Genomic DNA, 14,403 nt, shown 5'->3' on the forward strand with positions numbered 1-14,403 from the left:
CGCTTAATCTCTCCCTTCGCGCTGGGTATCGTTACGCTGAGCATTCACCCGGCGCTGATCCATGATGTCGTCCGGGCTGAACGACGAACTGCCACTGGCGCGATCGTTACTGTTCGCTGGTGGCATACGCAGCAGGCTGCTGCCGCCGTCCCGGTTATTACTCGTTGTTCCACCAGTCTGTCCACGCATAATCTGATCCAGTGGCAGCACCATCAGGCTGTTGCCTTTATCATTAACCAGAATCTTACGGGTATGACCCAGCACGCGTTCCATGGTCTCGATATAGAGACGTTCACGGGTAATCTGCGGCGCGGCCTTATATTCCGGCAGGATGCGGGCAAAGCTGTCCACTTCACCCTGAGCTTCCAGCGTGACGCGCGCTTTATAGGCACGGGCTTTTTCTAAAATCCCCTGCGCATCACCACGGGCGCGTGGCAGTTTGTCATTGGCATAGGCTTCAGCCTCACGGACAGACTGCTCGCGGTTTTCACGCGCGGCAATAGCATCATCGAACGACGCCTTAACATCTTCCGGTGGACGTGCCGTCTGGAAGTTAACATCCAGCAGCGTGATGCCCATATCGTAAGGACGGATAGTCTCTTCCAGCTCGCGCTGGGTTTCGCTACGCACCACGGTACGGCCTTCGGTCAGGATCCGGTCCATGGTTGAACGGCCAATAACGCCACGCAGCGCGCTGTCCGTTGCCTGACGCAAGCTGTCATCCGCGCTGGTTACCGCAAACAGGTAACGCTCAGGGTTAGTGACGCGGTACTGCACGTTCATTTCAACGCGTACAACGTTTTCATCAGAGGTCAACATGGTGCCGGAAGCCGACAGCTCGCGCACCGCCTCCACGTTCACCGCACGGACCTGATCGACAAAGGTCGGTTTCCAGTTAAGACCTGGCTCAACCAGATGACTGAATTTACCGAAGCGTGTTACCACACCGCGTTCCGCTTCTTTGATGGTGTAGAAACCGCTACCGGCCCAAATCACTACCGCCGCAACCACGACAATACCAATCAGACGACCACTGCGATTGGGACCAGATTGCCCGCCGCTGTTGTCGTTTTTACCACCGCCAAAACCGCCAAGCTTTTTGCTCAGCTTACGAAAAATATCATCCAAATCAGGAGGCCCCTTATCGCGCCCACCCTTATTTCCCCCAGAGTTGCCGCCTTGATTATTGCTGCTCCCCCACGGGTCGCGGTCCTGTCCGTTATTCCCGGGCTGATTCCACGCCATGTTTATACTCCATATAATTGTGTGTGCGGTGGTATCCCAAGGCCGGGATACGCGTGTCAGGCAAAATCAGTCAAACAATGTAATCCACCAGCGTCGGTTCCTGTTTACACAGTCGACGCCAGTCAACGATTGGCATGCGTATCTGTAAACTTACGCTACCATCGTCTTCGTTCCACTCTTTTTCTATCGCCTGAAGCTGATAAAAACGGCTGCGTAACCGCCCGGCTTCTGGCGGCAGACGCAAATCATACTGCGCAATTTCGCCCGCCAGCCGCTCGGTCAGCGCCTGGAACAGCAGCGAAATCCCCTCTCCCGTCTGGGCGGAAAGCCAGACGCGGACCGGCAAATTCTCTTCATCACGATCGATTCTCGGCACAAACTCTTCGAGCATGTCGATCTTATTCATCACCTGAAGCGTGGGGATCTCATTGGATTCGATCTCTTCCAGCACCTCTTCAACGGCTTCAATATTTTCATCAACACGCAGGTCAGAAGCATCAATCACGTGGATTAAAAGCGTTGCTTCGCGCGTTTCCTGCAACGTGGCTTTAAATGCCGCGACTAAATCATGCGGCAAATGACGAATAAACCCAACGGTATCCGCCAGCACCACTTCGCCGACATCTTCAACGTCAACACGCCGCAGCGTCGGATCCAGCGTGGCAAACAGCTGGTCAGCGACATAAACCTCCGCCGAGGTCAGGCGGTTAAACAGCGTGGATTTTCCGGCGTTGGTATATCCCACCAGTGAGACGGTAGGCACATCGGCCTTATTACGCGCCTGACGCCCCTGTTCGCGCTGTTTCGCCACGCGCTCAAGACGCGAGAGAATCAGCGTAATACGGTTGCGCAGTAAACGACGGTCTGTTTCCAGCTGCGTTTCACCCGGACCGCGCAGGCCAATACCGCCTTTCTGGCGTTCAAGGTGAGTCCAGCCCCGTACAAGACGAGTGGCCAGATGGCGAAGCTGTGCCAGCTCCACCTGCAATTTACCTTCATGGGTACGGGCGCGTTGGGCAAAGATATCCAGGATCAGACCTGTACGGTCGATGACGCGGCATTCACAAAGGGCTTCCAGGTTTCGTTCCTGGGCCGGGCTAAGGGCGTGATCAAACAGCACCACCGATGCACCGCTGGCTTTTACCGCCTCTGCAATTTCTACAGCCTTTCCTTCACCGACGAAATATTTTGGATGGGGCGCTTTTCGGCTACCGGTAACAACTCGCAGCGCTTCGACACCCGCAGAAGAGACCAGGGTTTCGAATTCCTGCAAATCTTCCATATCCCGGTCTTGGGAAAAATAGATGTGTACCAGTACGGCCTGCTCACCGGCATCATAACGGTCAAACAAACTTAAAACCTCTCAGAACCTTGTTAAACCTGCTACACGGATGGCCATACTGCGTGAAATTCAGATTTTAAATGCGCACCTGCTGATGCAGACGGCGTTTTTTTGCGCGATACGGCCTCGCTGGTCAGCGAAGAACCTTTCGGGCGAACTGCCAGGACGGGGAACCTGGTTAAAGAGGTGCCCCCGTCATGGAAGCGCAGTCATTACTCTGCGTCGTCACTCTCTTGCTGAGGCTGGGTAGAAGCCCCCTGGGTGCTGCCATGATGATAGTTGCTGCTTCCGCCACCCGTATTGTTGCTATGATGGGAGACCGGGCGGGACGGAACAACAGTAGAGATAGCGTGCTTGTACACCATCTGGCTAACCGTGTTCTTCAATAAAATTACAAATTGATCAAACGACTCGATCTGACCCTGTAGTTTGATACCATTCACCAAATAAATCGAAACCGGAACACGTTCACGACGCAGCGCGTTTAAGAACGGATCTTGCAATGATTGCCCCTTAGCCATTCTATCTTTTCCTTATATGCTTGTTGTTTACTACTTAAGAGCATGAACGCTCTGAAATACTGCGTAAAAATTTGCGCAGGATAATGCACTAATTGTACACAATCACCCAGGCTTCGCACTAAGAACCTGTAACAGCGTATCCTGTGCGGCTTCCGGTTGTTCGCTATCCAGCCAGTGAACCTCCTTCCAGCCACGCAACCAGGTTATCTGTCGCTTAGCTAACTGCCGGGTCGCACAAATTCCCCGATAAACCATGTCATCGTAAGTGATTTCGCCCGCTAAATATGACCACATCTGGCGATAACCCACACAACGAATGGAAGGCATGTCCGTATGCAAATCACCTCGTGCGTATAACGCCCGAGCCTCCGCTTCAAACCCTGACGCCAACATCTGCTGAAAACGCAGCTCAATACGCTGATGGATCACTTCGCGATGCTGAGGCGCAATCGCAAACTGAACAACATCGTAAGGTAACGCTTCACCAGCAGTTTTAGTCAGTTCCGTTAAAGTTTTACCCGAAATAAAAAAAACTTCCAGTGCTCGCGAGAGTCTCTGGGGATCATTCGGATGAATACGATTTCCAGCAACGGGATCTATCTCACATAATTGACGATGAAGGGCATCCCACCCCCTTTCATTCGCCTGCTGCTCAATACGCTGACGCACTTCCGGATCCGCCGGGGGCAACGGCGACAATCCTTCCAGCAAAGCCTTGTAATAGAGCATGGTGCCACCAACAAGCAACGGAATACGGCCGCTTTGGGTAATCTCCGCCATTTCTGCCAGCGCATCCCGACGAAACTCTGCGGCGGAATAGGCCTCAGAGGGGTCGCGAATGTCCAGCAAACGATGGGGTGCCAACGCCAGTTCTTCTGCGGAAGGTTTGGCAGTACCAATATCCATTCCGCGATAGATCAGAGCCGAATCGACGCTGATTAACTCAACCGGCAGCTGCTGACGTAATGCAATTGCCAGCGCGGTTTTACCGGAAGCCGTTGGCCCCATCAAAAAAATTGCCTTTGGCCGGCCAGCCTTGGATGTTTCACTCATGCTTCAGGGCGTTCATCGCCAGTTCTGTATCGATGTGCTGTAAAAAACCAGAAGGTGGCGATTTCAGTAACTGCGGACAAAGTCGTTCAACTTCAGCCAGCAGAGCAATCGCCTGCGAGTGATTCCAGTGTGGATGCTCTGCGACAGAATGGCGCGCCAACCATTGCGCCACCTGCGTTGCCGACGCATCCTGCTGCCGGGCGAGATAGCCTAACAGGTCTGGAATCAAGTTTTGTAAATTTTGTTGGCGTAATGGTAAAGGTACGGCACGAAGCGTCACGTGATGCGAATCTGCCTGCAAATCAATGCCCATTCTCGCTAATAAATCGGCCTGCTGCCCTATCGCTTCCCGCTCCGGCTTCTCCATCTTCAGCCGCACCGGAATCAGCAGCGGCTGCGGTTTCAGCCCTTCTACTCCTGGCTCCAGCTGCGCCTGTTTCAGCCAGCGCTCCGCCACCGGCAGATTGATCAGCGCCAGCCGCTCCTGTGCTTCAACCACCGCATAGCACTCCCTGAGCACCGTGAGTACGCGGCCAAAGCTCTGGCTGTGAGCGCTGAGCGGCATCTCCCTGGCTTTTTGGGGCAGCGGCTCTTCAACCCTGGCACTTTCCGGCGTTTGCAGGAGCTGCTGATAGGCTTTCCCTTCCCTTTTCTGGTAGCCCGGCTCCTGACGCTGCCAGACAGGGGAAGCCGCGCCCGCCTTTGACGTTCCGCCCGACACTGATGAAGGAGCCGTGGTGGCACGTCGGTCTGAAACAGACGAAGCGCCATGGCTAACGGAACCGCCCTGCGCATAAGAGCCTGAACCCTCGCCCTGCTCTGGCCTGTTTGCCGGTGCCGGAGTGGCGAAATGGTTTCCGCCCGCTGCCTGACGATTTTCAGGCTGCCAGCGGGCAGGATCTTCTGTCTCGCTGACGGGGGTGCCCGTCTCCTGTAGTACGCTCACGACCCCCTGATAGATGAAGTCATGCACCAGTCGTGACTGATGAAAGCGCACTTCATGCTTGGCGGGATGGACGTTAACGTCTACCTGATGCGGATCGATTTCCAGATAGAGCACATAGGCGGGCTGGTGATTCTCTCCCAGCTTGTCCTGATAGGCCTGGCGGATGGCATGATTGATCAACCGATCGCGCATCATCCGGCCATTAACATAGCAATATTGCAGATCCGTAATAGTGCGCGATCCCACAGGGTCAGCCACCCAGCCCCGCAGGCTCAGATCGCCATGCTGCCACTCAATCGCCAGGGCGTGGGTCAGAAAACCCGTTCCGCAAATCGCGCCAAGCCTGCGTTCTCGCTGGCTGCTCTCTTTCACGCCGCGATACTGGCGGATCAATTTACCGTTGTGGGTCAGTGAAAAAGCGACATCAAACCGCGCCAGCGCAATGCGGCGGATAATTTCATCTATATGGGTGAATTCAGTTTTCTCGGTGCGCATGAATTTGCGCCGGGCTGGCGTGTTGTAGAAGAGATCTAATACTTCCAGCGTGGTTCCCACCGGGTGGGCCGCAGGCTTTAACGTCACCGCCATCTCCCGGCCTTCGGCGTAGGCTTGCCACGCTTCTGCCTGCGTTGCTGTGCGCGAGGTCAGCGTGAGCCTTGATACGGAACTGATACTGGCCAGCGCTTCGCCCCGGAATCCGAGGCTGGTAATCGCTTCCAGATCGTCCAGCGTGGTGATTTTGCTGGTGGCGTGACGCGCAAGCGCCATCGACAGCTCATCTTTACCAATACCGCTGCCGTTGTCGCGGATGCGGATCAGCTTCGCGCCCCCCTTATCAATCTCGATATCGATGCGTGTGGCACCAGCATCCAGACTGTTTTCCACCAGCTCTTTGACTACCGACGCTGGCCGCTCCACCACTTCACCAGCGGCTATCTGGTTAGCAAGCTGAGGAGGCAACACCTGAATCGGCATAGTTAAGTCCTTGTGATAAATGAAATTGCCCGAACGGCCTGCAAACGTCAGGGAGCGAAACGCTGCCGCCAGCTTTACGAAGCCGGAATAGTCAGCGTCTGCCCCAGCATAACGTTTTGCGACTTCATTTTATTCGCCTGCTGTATCGCCTGCGGGCTGACGCCATAATGGACGGCAATAGCGGTGAGCGAGTCGCCACGCACCACCTTATGCCGTGTCGGCGCTTTCGCCACGCTGGCGCCCGCCGGAACTTTTAATCGCTGCCCAACCCAGACAACATCGCGCTTCAGGGTATTGAGTGAGCGCAACGTCGACATACTCACGCCATATTGCGCGGCGATGCCGGAAAGCGTCTCTCCCCGTTTTACCACATGGCGCTGAGTTGCCCCAGTGTATTGGGTCGATTCAGGTGCCGGGTTAGGTTCAACATTAACCGCCGCTGCGGACTGCAAGGGGCGGTTTTCCTCCTTTGGGATAGATTGCAGCGGGTGCGCCAGGAAGTAGTTGCGGAGTCCTTTGTAAATCGACTCGGCAATCTTCTGCTGGTATGCGCTACTGCCCAGCAGTCGCTCCTCCGAAGGATTACTGATAAAGCCGGTTTCCACCAGCAGAGAGGGAATATCCGGCGAGCGAAGAACGCCCAGGCTCGCATGTTCCGGCCGACGCTTATGGAGCGCCCCTACGCGCTGAAGCTGCGCAATAACCTTAACCGCGACATCATAGCCAACCCGCTGCGAGTGGCCGAACTGCAAATCCAGTACCGCCTGGCTGAGGTAGGGATCTGCCTGGCTGTTCGCCAACAGATCTCCCGCCCCACCCAGTAGCTCAGACTGCTTCTCATGCTGCTCCAGCCAGCCAGCCATCTCACTGTTGGCACGACGGTTAGAGAGCACCCAGACAGAGGCACCGGAGGCGCTGCGGTTAGGTGCGGCATCGGCATGCACAGAGACCAGCACGTTGGCATTCTGCTTGCGCGCAACGTCTGAACGCCCCATCACCGAGATAAAGTAGTCGCCATCGCGGGTCATTACCCCTTTGAACATCGGGTCAACGTTCAGCAACGCCTTGAGCTTGCGGGCAATTGCGATGGTCACATTCTTCTCTTTCAGGCCGCCCGCGCCAATGGCGCCGGGGTCCTGACCGCCATGACCGGCATCAATCGCCACAATCACCTGCTCATTGACTGAGCGAGGCGTACTGCCAGATACCACAACCTGATTGCCGCTGGTAACGGTTGTCACAGGATTGGCTTTAAAAGGGTTCTCTTTCGGTGAAGTGGATACGCTTCGTGAAGCGCTGCTCACTTCAGCCGTACGACGGCTTGTCGTGGTGGCGGATCTGGTGCCGTTGATGGTGAACACCACGTTGTAGTTATTGCCGTTACGCTGCGTGACGGCACGGGTTTTGCCCGCCTGGGTCAGCTCAAATACCAGCCGGATACTTTGATTATCTTTAGGCTGGCTGGAGCGAATGCGCTTAACAATATTCTCGCCGCTGAAGCTCAGCGGCAGCCCTTTCACCACGCCGCTCTGACGAATATCCAGCACCACCCGGTCCGGGTTATGCAGCGGGAAAAAGCCATAGATAGGCTGTCCGCTGAAACTCAGCGTTACGGTGGCTTTGTCATCACCGTTGGAGACCCGGATATCGGATAAATTGGCTGCGAGCGTGCTGAATGTCGACAGTAAAAGCGCCAGTACCAAACCAAACTTTATGCGCAATCTCATTGCCAATCCTTTTCCGACGCGACTTGCTGAACCATCTTTTCCCCAACGGCGCTACAGGCGGTGAGTTTTGCCTGACGCGCGTTGCCCTGATAAGTCAGGAATAATTCAATATCCGGCACCGGCAGGAAGCCAGCGCCCTGTTGCGGCCACTCCACCAGGCAGATGCTTTCGCCGGTGAAATAGTCGCGGATGCCCATAAACTCAAGCTCTTCGGGGTCGGCCAGGCGATAGAGATCGAAGTGGTAAACCTGCCGGTCGGGCAGAAGATAGGGTTCCACCAGCGTATAGGTAGGGCTTTTGACATTGCCCTTATGACCTGACGCCTGTAGGAAACCGCGGCTGAAGGTGGTTTTTCCGGCACCCAGGTCGCCATAGAGATAGAGAGTCACCGCGCCCTGACTGGCACGGGCCAGACTGGCACCTAAAGCGAGGGTTGCAGCCTCATCGGGCAATGCGATTACACAGGTCTTCATGCTTATTTATTCAGAATCTCTGGATTAACAAAAAGATACAGCTCGGAAAAAAGATCGGTCGCCACCATTCCCCTCGTGCCATAGCGGGCAGAAACCGCTTCAGCCGCCGCACCGTGGGCTACGCATCCTGCGCAGGCTGCATCGAACAGTGAGAGCTTTTGCCCTAACAAGCTGCCAATGATGCCTGACAATACATCTCCCATACCGCCGGAAGCCATGCCTGCATTCCCCACATCGGCAAAGGCCATCTCACCGGTTTCACTGGCGATAAGGGTGCCCGCCCCTTTCAGTACCACTACGCCACCGTAGCGCTTTGCCAATTCTCTGGCTGAATGTAAGCGGTCACTCTCAATTTCACTGGTCTTGCCGTTCAGCAAGCGAGCCGCTTCACCCGGATGGGGGGTAATTATCCGATTTTGACGTTTATCGGGTCTGATTGCCAGCAGGTTAAGCGCATCTGCGTCCCAAAGCATGGGTTTCTGAGAATTTTCCACCTTTTGCAGCGCTTTTTTTCCCCATTCACCCTGACCCAGGCCAGGCCCGACGACGATCACGTCCGCCCACTCCAGCGCCTCATCAATCGCCTGCCCCGTTAATTCCTGTACCATCAGTTCGGGCCGCGCCGTCAGCAGCGGGGTAATGTTGTCTTTGTGAGTAAGTACTCGCACTAACCCCGCTCCAGCGCGCAGCGCCGCCTCTCCCGTCATGCGAATGGCGCCAGCGGTGCCGTGATCGCCACCGATAATCACCAGCTTGCCATGATCTCCCTTATGCGAGGTGGGCTTGCGGGGCTGCAACCAACGTGAAAGCGAGGAGGCATCAAAACGTGCGAAAGGCGCCTCCTGCCCGGCAAGCCAGCTGTCGAGGCTCAGGGCGTGGAAATGCAATTGCCCGATATAATCGCGCGCTTTGCCGGTTAACAAGCCCGGCTTAAGGGCGATAAACGTCAGGGTGTGCCTGGCGGATATCACAGCGCCGGGCGCTGTACCGTTAGCGGCTACTAACCCCGAAGGGATATCTACCGCAAAAACATCGGCCCGATGCGCATTCGCTTTATCAATCAGATCGGTGTAAGGCGCTTCTGGCGACCGGTTTAGCCCCGTTCCCAGCAACGCATCAACAATCACATCAACTTTTTCCGGCCAGGCAGTAGCCGGATCGTGAATGATGCCGCCTGCCGCCAGCCAGGCATCGCGCGCCTGTGCCGCCTCTTCAGGCAGAGGTTTGCTGCCTTCGCAGGCGATCACCGTGACGGAAAGCCCCGCCGACTGGGCGAGCCTGGCGATCACAAACCCATCGCCGCCGTTATTCCCCTGTCCGCACAAAATCAGCCAGTGAAGGCTGTCAGGCCACTGTTTACGCAGCGTGGCAAAAGCCGCTTCGCCCGCCCGCTGCATCAGTTCAAACAGCGTTAAGCCCAGCGCATCTGCGGCTTCCTGCTCAAGCTGCGCCATCGCCTCTACAGGCCAGACAGAATAGGGTAAACTGGTGGGGTTAATTTGTTGGTTTAGGTTAGTCATGTCGCATCCTCTCGATCTCCATCAACTTGCCCTGGATATTAAACAGTGGGGGCAGGAACTCGGCTTTCAGCAAGTGGGTATCTGTGATACAGATTTAAGCCCTGAAGAGCCGCGCCTACAGGCCTGGCTGGACAACCAGTATCATGGGGAGATGGAGTGGATGGCGCGTCACGGCATGATGCGCGCTCGTCCCCATGAACTGTTGCCCGGCACGCTGCGGGTCATCAGCGTACGGATGAATTATCTTCCCGCCAAAGCGGCCTTCGCCAGCACCCTGAAAAACCCTCAGCTGGGCTATGTCAGCCGCTATGCTCTCGGGCGCGATTACCATAAAGTATTACGCAATCGACTGAAAAAGCTCGGAGACTTGATCCGCGAACGCTGTTCAGAGGCGCAGTTCCGTCCTTTCGTAGACTCCGCACCGGTTCTGGAAAGGCCGCTGGCAGCAAAAGCGGGACTGGGCTGGACAGGCAAACATTCGCTGATTCTTAACCGTGAAGCGGGTTCGTGGTTTTTCCTGGGCGAGCTGCTTATCGATCTGCCGCTGCCCGTTGATCAACCGCAGGAAGAGCAGTGTGGGCGCTGCGTCGCCTGCCTGACTATCTGCCCCACCAATGCCATTGTCGAACCCTATAAAGTAGACGCCAGACGCTGCATATCCTATCTGACCATTGAGTTGGAGGGCGCAATTCCGGAAGAGTTCAGGCCGCTGATTGGTAACAGGATCTACGGCTGCGATGATTGTCAGCTGATCTGTCCCTGGAATCGCTATGGTCAGTTAACCGATGAAGAGGACTTCAGCCCTCGTGCCGTGCTGCACGCCCCGCCGCTGACAGAGCTGTTTGCCTGGGATGAGGCAAAATTCCTGCGGATAACGGAAGGCTCAGCCATACGGCGTATTGGTCATCTGCGCTGGTTGCGTAACATTGCCGTGGCGTTAGGTAATGCGCCCTGGTCGGCAGAAAATGTTGCCGCGCTGGAGGTCAGGCTGGGGGAAAATGCGATGCTGGATGAACATATTCGCTGGGCGCTTGAGCGGCAGCTAGCCCGCCGCAGTGAAAATGCCATAGAGATAAATGGACAGCAGAAAAGGCTGGTAAGGGCAGTAGAAAAAGGATTAACACGCGATGCATAAGTGTACAGCGGAGCTGTGGCTAAACTTGTCCACACGCTGTGCATAAAAATAAAAACTTGTTGTCATTCAATCGTAACAGAAAGCACAAGCGATCCGGATAACAATTTGTAATATTAATATAAGTAGCAAAAACAAGAATTTAAATAATAAACGTAACTATTTACTTCACAGCAGAGGGCGCGGTGCACAGGATTAACTTGTGGATAACTCTGTTAAAGAACTTTTGCAAAGAGTGATAAAAAGCGACGCGCAGACGGCTTATCCCTGTGGATAAATCGACTGTAAAAAAAGAAGGGTGATGTACTGGAGCGGGAAACGAGACTCGAACTCGCGACCCCGACCTTGGCAAGGTCGTGCTCTACCAACTGAGCTATTCCCGCTTAGATATCTGGTGACGGTCTGCAACAAACGTTTGGAGCGGGAAACGAGACTCGAACTCGCGACCCCGACCTTGGCAAGGTCGTGCTCTACCAACTGAGCTATTCCCGCTTGGGTGCCTGCTGCAATACTACAAAATCAATTTGGAGCGGGAAACGAGACTCGAACTCGCGACCCCGACCTTGGCAAGGTCGTGCTCTACCAACTGAGCTATTCCCGCTCTGCGTAACGAGTAAAAAGTGTCTCGGTACGGGGTGCGCATTATACGAGAAAACAGCCCTGTCGCAAGCCTGTTGGCGGAAAAAATTTCTCTTTTTTGCTCGACTGCTGATTAAATCATCAAAGTGGCAATTTAATCAGCAGCCACAGGCAGCAGGGTTTACAGCTGGATAAAATGTTCGCGGTAATAAGCCAGTTCTGCCACCGATTCACGAATATCATCCATCGCCTGGTGAGTGCCCTGCTTTTTAAAACCAGGCAAAATAGCGGGCTTCCAGCGGCGTGCCAGCTCTTTCAGCGTGCTGACGTCAAGGTAGCGGTAGTGGAAGTAAGCTTCCAGTTCCGGCATATATTTAAACAGGAAGCGACGATCCTGGCCGATGCTGTTGCCGCAAATGGGGGAACTGTTGGCAGGCACCCACTCTTGCAAAAAGGCGATGGTCGCCAGTTCTGCCGCACGGTCATCATACTGGCTGGCCTTAACGCGCTCGACCAGGCCGCTGTTGGTGTGCGTGTTGACATTCCATTCGTCCATCAGCGCCAGCTGAGCATCGGACTGATGCACGGCAAAGACCGGGCCTTCCGCCAGAATATTGAGATCGGCATCGGTTACCAGGGTGGCAATCTCAATAATACGATCCTGTTCCGGGTCCAGCCCGGTCATTTCAAGGTCAATCCAAATCAGGTTACTGGCATTTGCAGGCATAGGGATCCTCACCGTGGCTTATATCATCAAACATTAGGGTGTATCATAAACGTTTTGCCCTGTCAGGGCGAAGCCTGCCAAACGTGAGAGGAAGAGTGAGTAAAAACAAACTGTCCAAAGGTCAGCAACGTCGCGTGAGTGCCAACCACGACCGCCGTCTTAAACAGCGTGCGGATAAACCAGAACCCGATGACAGCCTGTTTGGCGAAGCGCGGGACGGTGTGGTCATTAGCCGTTTTGGTATGCACGCTGATGTGGAAGATGCGGATGGTTCAGTACACCGCTGCAACATCCGCCGAACCATTCGTTCGCTGGTCACCGGCGACCGCGTGCTCTGGCGCCCCGGTGTGCAAGGCGGCGCGACCGTCAAAGGCATTGTGGAGGCGGTTCATGAACGCACCTCCGTCCTGACGCGTCCTGATTTTTATGATGGCGTGAAGCCGATTGCCGCCAATCTCAATCAGATTATTATTGTCTCTGCGATCCTGCCAGAGCTGTCGCTGAACATCATAGATCGCTATCTGATAGCCAGTGAAACGCTCGAGGTGGAGCCGCTGCTGGTGCTGAACAAAACGGATCTGCTGGATGATAAAGGCCGTGAGTTCGTTGACAAGCAGATGGAGATCTACCGCAATATTGGCTACCGCGTGCTGATGGTTTCCAGCCATCAAAAGAACGGTCTGGAAGAGCTGGAAGCCGCGCTTACCGGGCGAATCAGCATCTTTGCCGGGCAGTCTGGCGTAGGTAAATCCAGCCTCCTGAATACCCTGCTGGGGCTGGAGCTGGGCACCAATGAGATCCTGACCAATGACGTATCAGATGTTTCCGGCCTGGGTCAGCACACCACCACCGCCTCTCGTCTCTATCATTTCCCCCAGGGCGGCGATGTGATTGACTCCCCTGGGGTGCGCGAATTCGGTTTATGGCACCTTGAACCGGAACAAATCACCCGGGGATTTGTCGAATTCCGTGAGTATTTAGGTCACTGTAAGTTCCGGGATTGTAAACATGGTAACGATCCCGGCTGTGCCATTCGTGAAGCTGTAGAAAAAGGCGAAATCGCGAAAGCGCGCTTTGAAAGCTACCACCGAATTCTGGATAGCATGTCTGATATGCAACTGAAAACACGGCGTACTTTTTCAGAAAACAGTGACTAATACTGGCCCGTCTGCAATCAGCGGGCGGGCGCCATAGCCTAATCACCAGGGCACTGTTACAATCCGCCCCGTTTCTCTATTTGTCTGATCAAGCCAGGAGGCTACTGTGTTGGATCGTCTTAAACTCGGCCTGAACGCTGTTTTACCTAAAAAAGGCCTGACTGAACTCGCTGGCTGGGGCGCAGGAAAACGCGCAGGCTGGCTGACTAAAGCGGTTATCGATACCTTTGTCTGGTTCTATAAAGTCGATATGAAAGAGGCTCAGAAACCGGATACGGCAAGCTACCGCACCTTTAACGACTTCTTTGTCCGCCCACTGCGTGATGAAGCCAGACCGATTGAAACCGATCCGAATTTGCTGGTACTGCCTGCCGACGGCGCGATCAGCCAGTGCGGTCATATTGATGGCGACCAGATTTTCCAGGCGAAGGGGCATACTTATTCGCTGGAAGCGCTGCTGGCGGGTAACGCGGCGATGACCGAGATGTTCCGCGACGGCGAGTTTGTGACCATTTACCTGGCCCCCAGGGATTATCACCGGGTACATATGCCCTGCAACGGCATCCTGCGTGAAATGATCTACGTTCCAGGGGATCTCTACTCGGTTAACCCGCTGACGGCACAGAACATTCCAAACCTGTTTGCCCGTAACGAACGCGTTATCTGTCTGTTTGATACCGAATTTGGCCCGATGGCGCAGATTCTGGTAGGCGCAACGATCGTCGGCAGCATCGAAACCGTCTGGGCTGGCACCGTAACGCCGCCGCGTGAAGGGGTAATCAAACGCTGGAGCTGGCCGGGTGCGGAATCTGAAGAGTCGGTAGTGCTACTTAAAGGTCAGGAAATGGGCCGTTTCAAGCTGGGTTCTACAGTGATCAACCTGTTCGCCAAAGATCGGGTTAAGCTGGCCGAGAGCCTGACGCCAGAAACCGTCACGCGCCTGGGTCAGACGCTGGCTATCGCACTACAGAAAACCAGTGCAGAAGATGTTCTCCACCACTCATAG

At 55.0% G+C, this 14,403-nt stretch carries 12 protein-coding genes and 3 tRNA genes; 3 read left to right on the plus strand and 12 right to left on the minus strand.

Translation table 11 applies throughout. The features are described 5' to 3' along the window. Window positions 1-3 precede the first annotated feature (3 nt). The 8 genes from hflK to nnr all read right to left on the minus strand — a co-directional run bounded on the left by hflK (window position 4) and on the right by nnr (window position 9,802). On the minus strand, window positions 4-1,245 hold the full coding sequence (gene hflK / locus AAH450_RS13595; RefSeq protein WP_342910693.1) for an FtsH protease activity modulator HflK: 1,242 nt from the start codon (window positions 1,243-1,245) through the stop codon (window positions 4-6). A 70-nt stretch (window positions 1,246-1,315) separates the two neighbouring features. Then, window positions 1,316-2,596 (minus strand): ribosome rescue GTPase HflX, encoded by a 1,281-nt coding sequence (hflX, locus tag AAH450_RS13600; RefSeq protein WP_342910694.1) that lies wholly within the window; start codon window positions 2,594-2,596, stop codon window positions 1,316-1,318. Window positions 2,597-2,799: 203 nt separating this feature from the next. Continuing rightward, the gene (hfq, locus tag AAH450_RS13605; RefSeq protein ID WP_306208402.1) at window positions 2,800-3,108 is read right to left on the minus strand and encodes an RNA chaperone Hfq; all 309 of its coding nucleotides are present in this window, start codon (window positions 3,106-3,108) and stop codon (window positions 2,800-2,802) included. Between the two features lie 102 nt (window positions 3,109-3,210). Next, window positions 3,211-4,161 carry a tRNA (adenosine(37)-N6)-dimethylallyltransferase MiaA gene (gene miaA / locus AAH450_RS13610; protein WP_342910695.1) on the minus strand — a complete coding sequence of 317 codons (951 nt, stop codon included), beginning with the start codon at window positions 4,159-4,161 and terminating at the stop codon, window positions 3,211-3,213. After that, window positions 4,154-6,082 (minus strand): DNA mismatch repair endonuclease MutL, encoded by a 1,929-nt coding sequence (gene mutL, locus AAH450_RS13615; RefSeq protein WP_342910696.1) that lies wholly within the window; start codon window positions 6,080-6,082, stop codon window positions 4,154-4,156. The genes miaA and mutL overlap by 8 nt, the downstream gene beginning before the upstream one ends. 74 nt (window positions 6,083-6,156) lie before the next feature. Next, complete coding sequence (amiB, locus tag AAH450_RS13620; protein WP_342910697.1) at window positions 6,157-7,809, minus strand: N-acetylmuramoyl-L-alanine amidase AmiB; 1,653 nt, start codon at window positions 7,807-7,809, stop codon at window positions 6,157-6,159. Next, window positions 7,806-8,282: a tRNA (adenosine(37)-N6)-threonylcarbamoyltransferase complex ATPase subunit type 1 TsaE gene (tsaE, locus tag AAH450_RS13625; protein WP_342910698.1), complete on the minus strand. Its 477-nt coding sequence runs from the start codon at window positions 8,280-8,282 to the stop codon at window positions 7,806-7,808. The genes amiB and tsaE overlap by 4 nt, the downstream gene beginning before the upstream one ends. A 2-nt stretch (window positions 8,283-8,284) precedes the next feature. Continuing rightward, window positions 8,285-9,802: a bifunctional ADP-dependent NAD(P)H-hydrate dehydratase/NAD(P)H-hydrate epimerase gene (gene nnr, locus AAH450_RS13630; protein ID WP_342910699.1), complete on the minus strand. Its 1,518-nt coding sequence runs from the start codon at window positions 9,800-9,802 to the stop codon at window positions 8,285-8,287. Between nnr and queG the strand changes: the two genes are divergently transcribed. Further along, window positions 9,801-10,937: a tRNA epoxyqueuosine(34) reductase QueG gene (gene queG, locus AAH450_RS13635; protein ID WP_342910700.1), complete on the plus strand. Its 1,137-nt coding sequence runs from the start codon at window positions 9,801-9,803 to the stop codon at window positions 10,935-10,937. The two genes, nnr and queG, sit on opposite strands and share 2 nt — an antisense overlap. Before the next feature lie 304 nt (window positions 10,938-11,241). Here the strand turns inward: queG and AAH450_RS13640 are convergent. From AAH450_RS13640 to orn, 4 genes are all read right to left on the minus strand, one after another. Then, window positions 11,242-11,317: transfer RNA gene (locus AAH450_RS13640), tRNA-Gly, on the minus strand. 33 nt (window positions 11,318-11,350) lie between these two features. Beyond that, window positions 11,351-11,426 (minus strand) — tRNA-Gly (locus AAH450_RS13645). Between the two features lie 33 nt (window positions 11,427-11,459). Further along, window positions 11,460-11,535 (minus strand) — tRNA-Gly (locus tag AAH450_RS13650). A gap of 159 nt (window positions 11,536-11,694) precedes the next feature. Continuing rightward, the gene (gene orn, locus AAH450_RS13655) at window positions 11,695-12,240 is read right to left on the minus strand and encodes an oligoribonuclease (RefSeq protein WP_318788546.1); all 546 of its coding nucleotides are present in this window, start codon (window positions 12,238-12,240) and stop codon (window positions 11,695-11,697) included. A 95-nt stretch (window positions 12,241-12,335) separates the two neighbouring features. Between orn and rsgA the strand changes: the two genes are divergently transcribed. Together rsgA and asd are read left to right on the plus strand one after the other, a co-directional pair. Next, window positions 12,336-13,397, plus strand: a complete 1,062-nt coding sequence (gene rsgA, locus AAH450_RS13660) for a small ribosomal subunit biogenesis GTPase RsgA (RefSeq protein WP_342910701.1) — start codon at window positions 12,336-12,338, stop codon at window positions 13,395-13,397. 106 nt (window positions 13,398-13,503) lie between these two features. Further along, complete coding sequence (gene asd / locus AAH450_RS13665; RefSeq protein ID WP_318788544.1) at window positions 13,504-14,403, plus strand: archaetidylserine decarboxylase; 900 nt, start codon at window positions 13,504-13,506, stop codon at window positions 14,401-14,403.

The sequence above is a fragment of the Erwinia magellanica genome (assembly GCF_039023495.1).
In the GTDB taxonomy this organism is placed as follows: domain Bacteria; phylum Pseudomonadota; class Gammaproteobacteria; order Enterobacterales; family Enterobacteriaceae; genus Erwinia.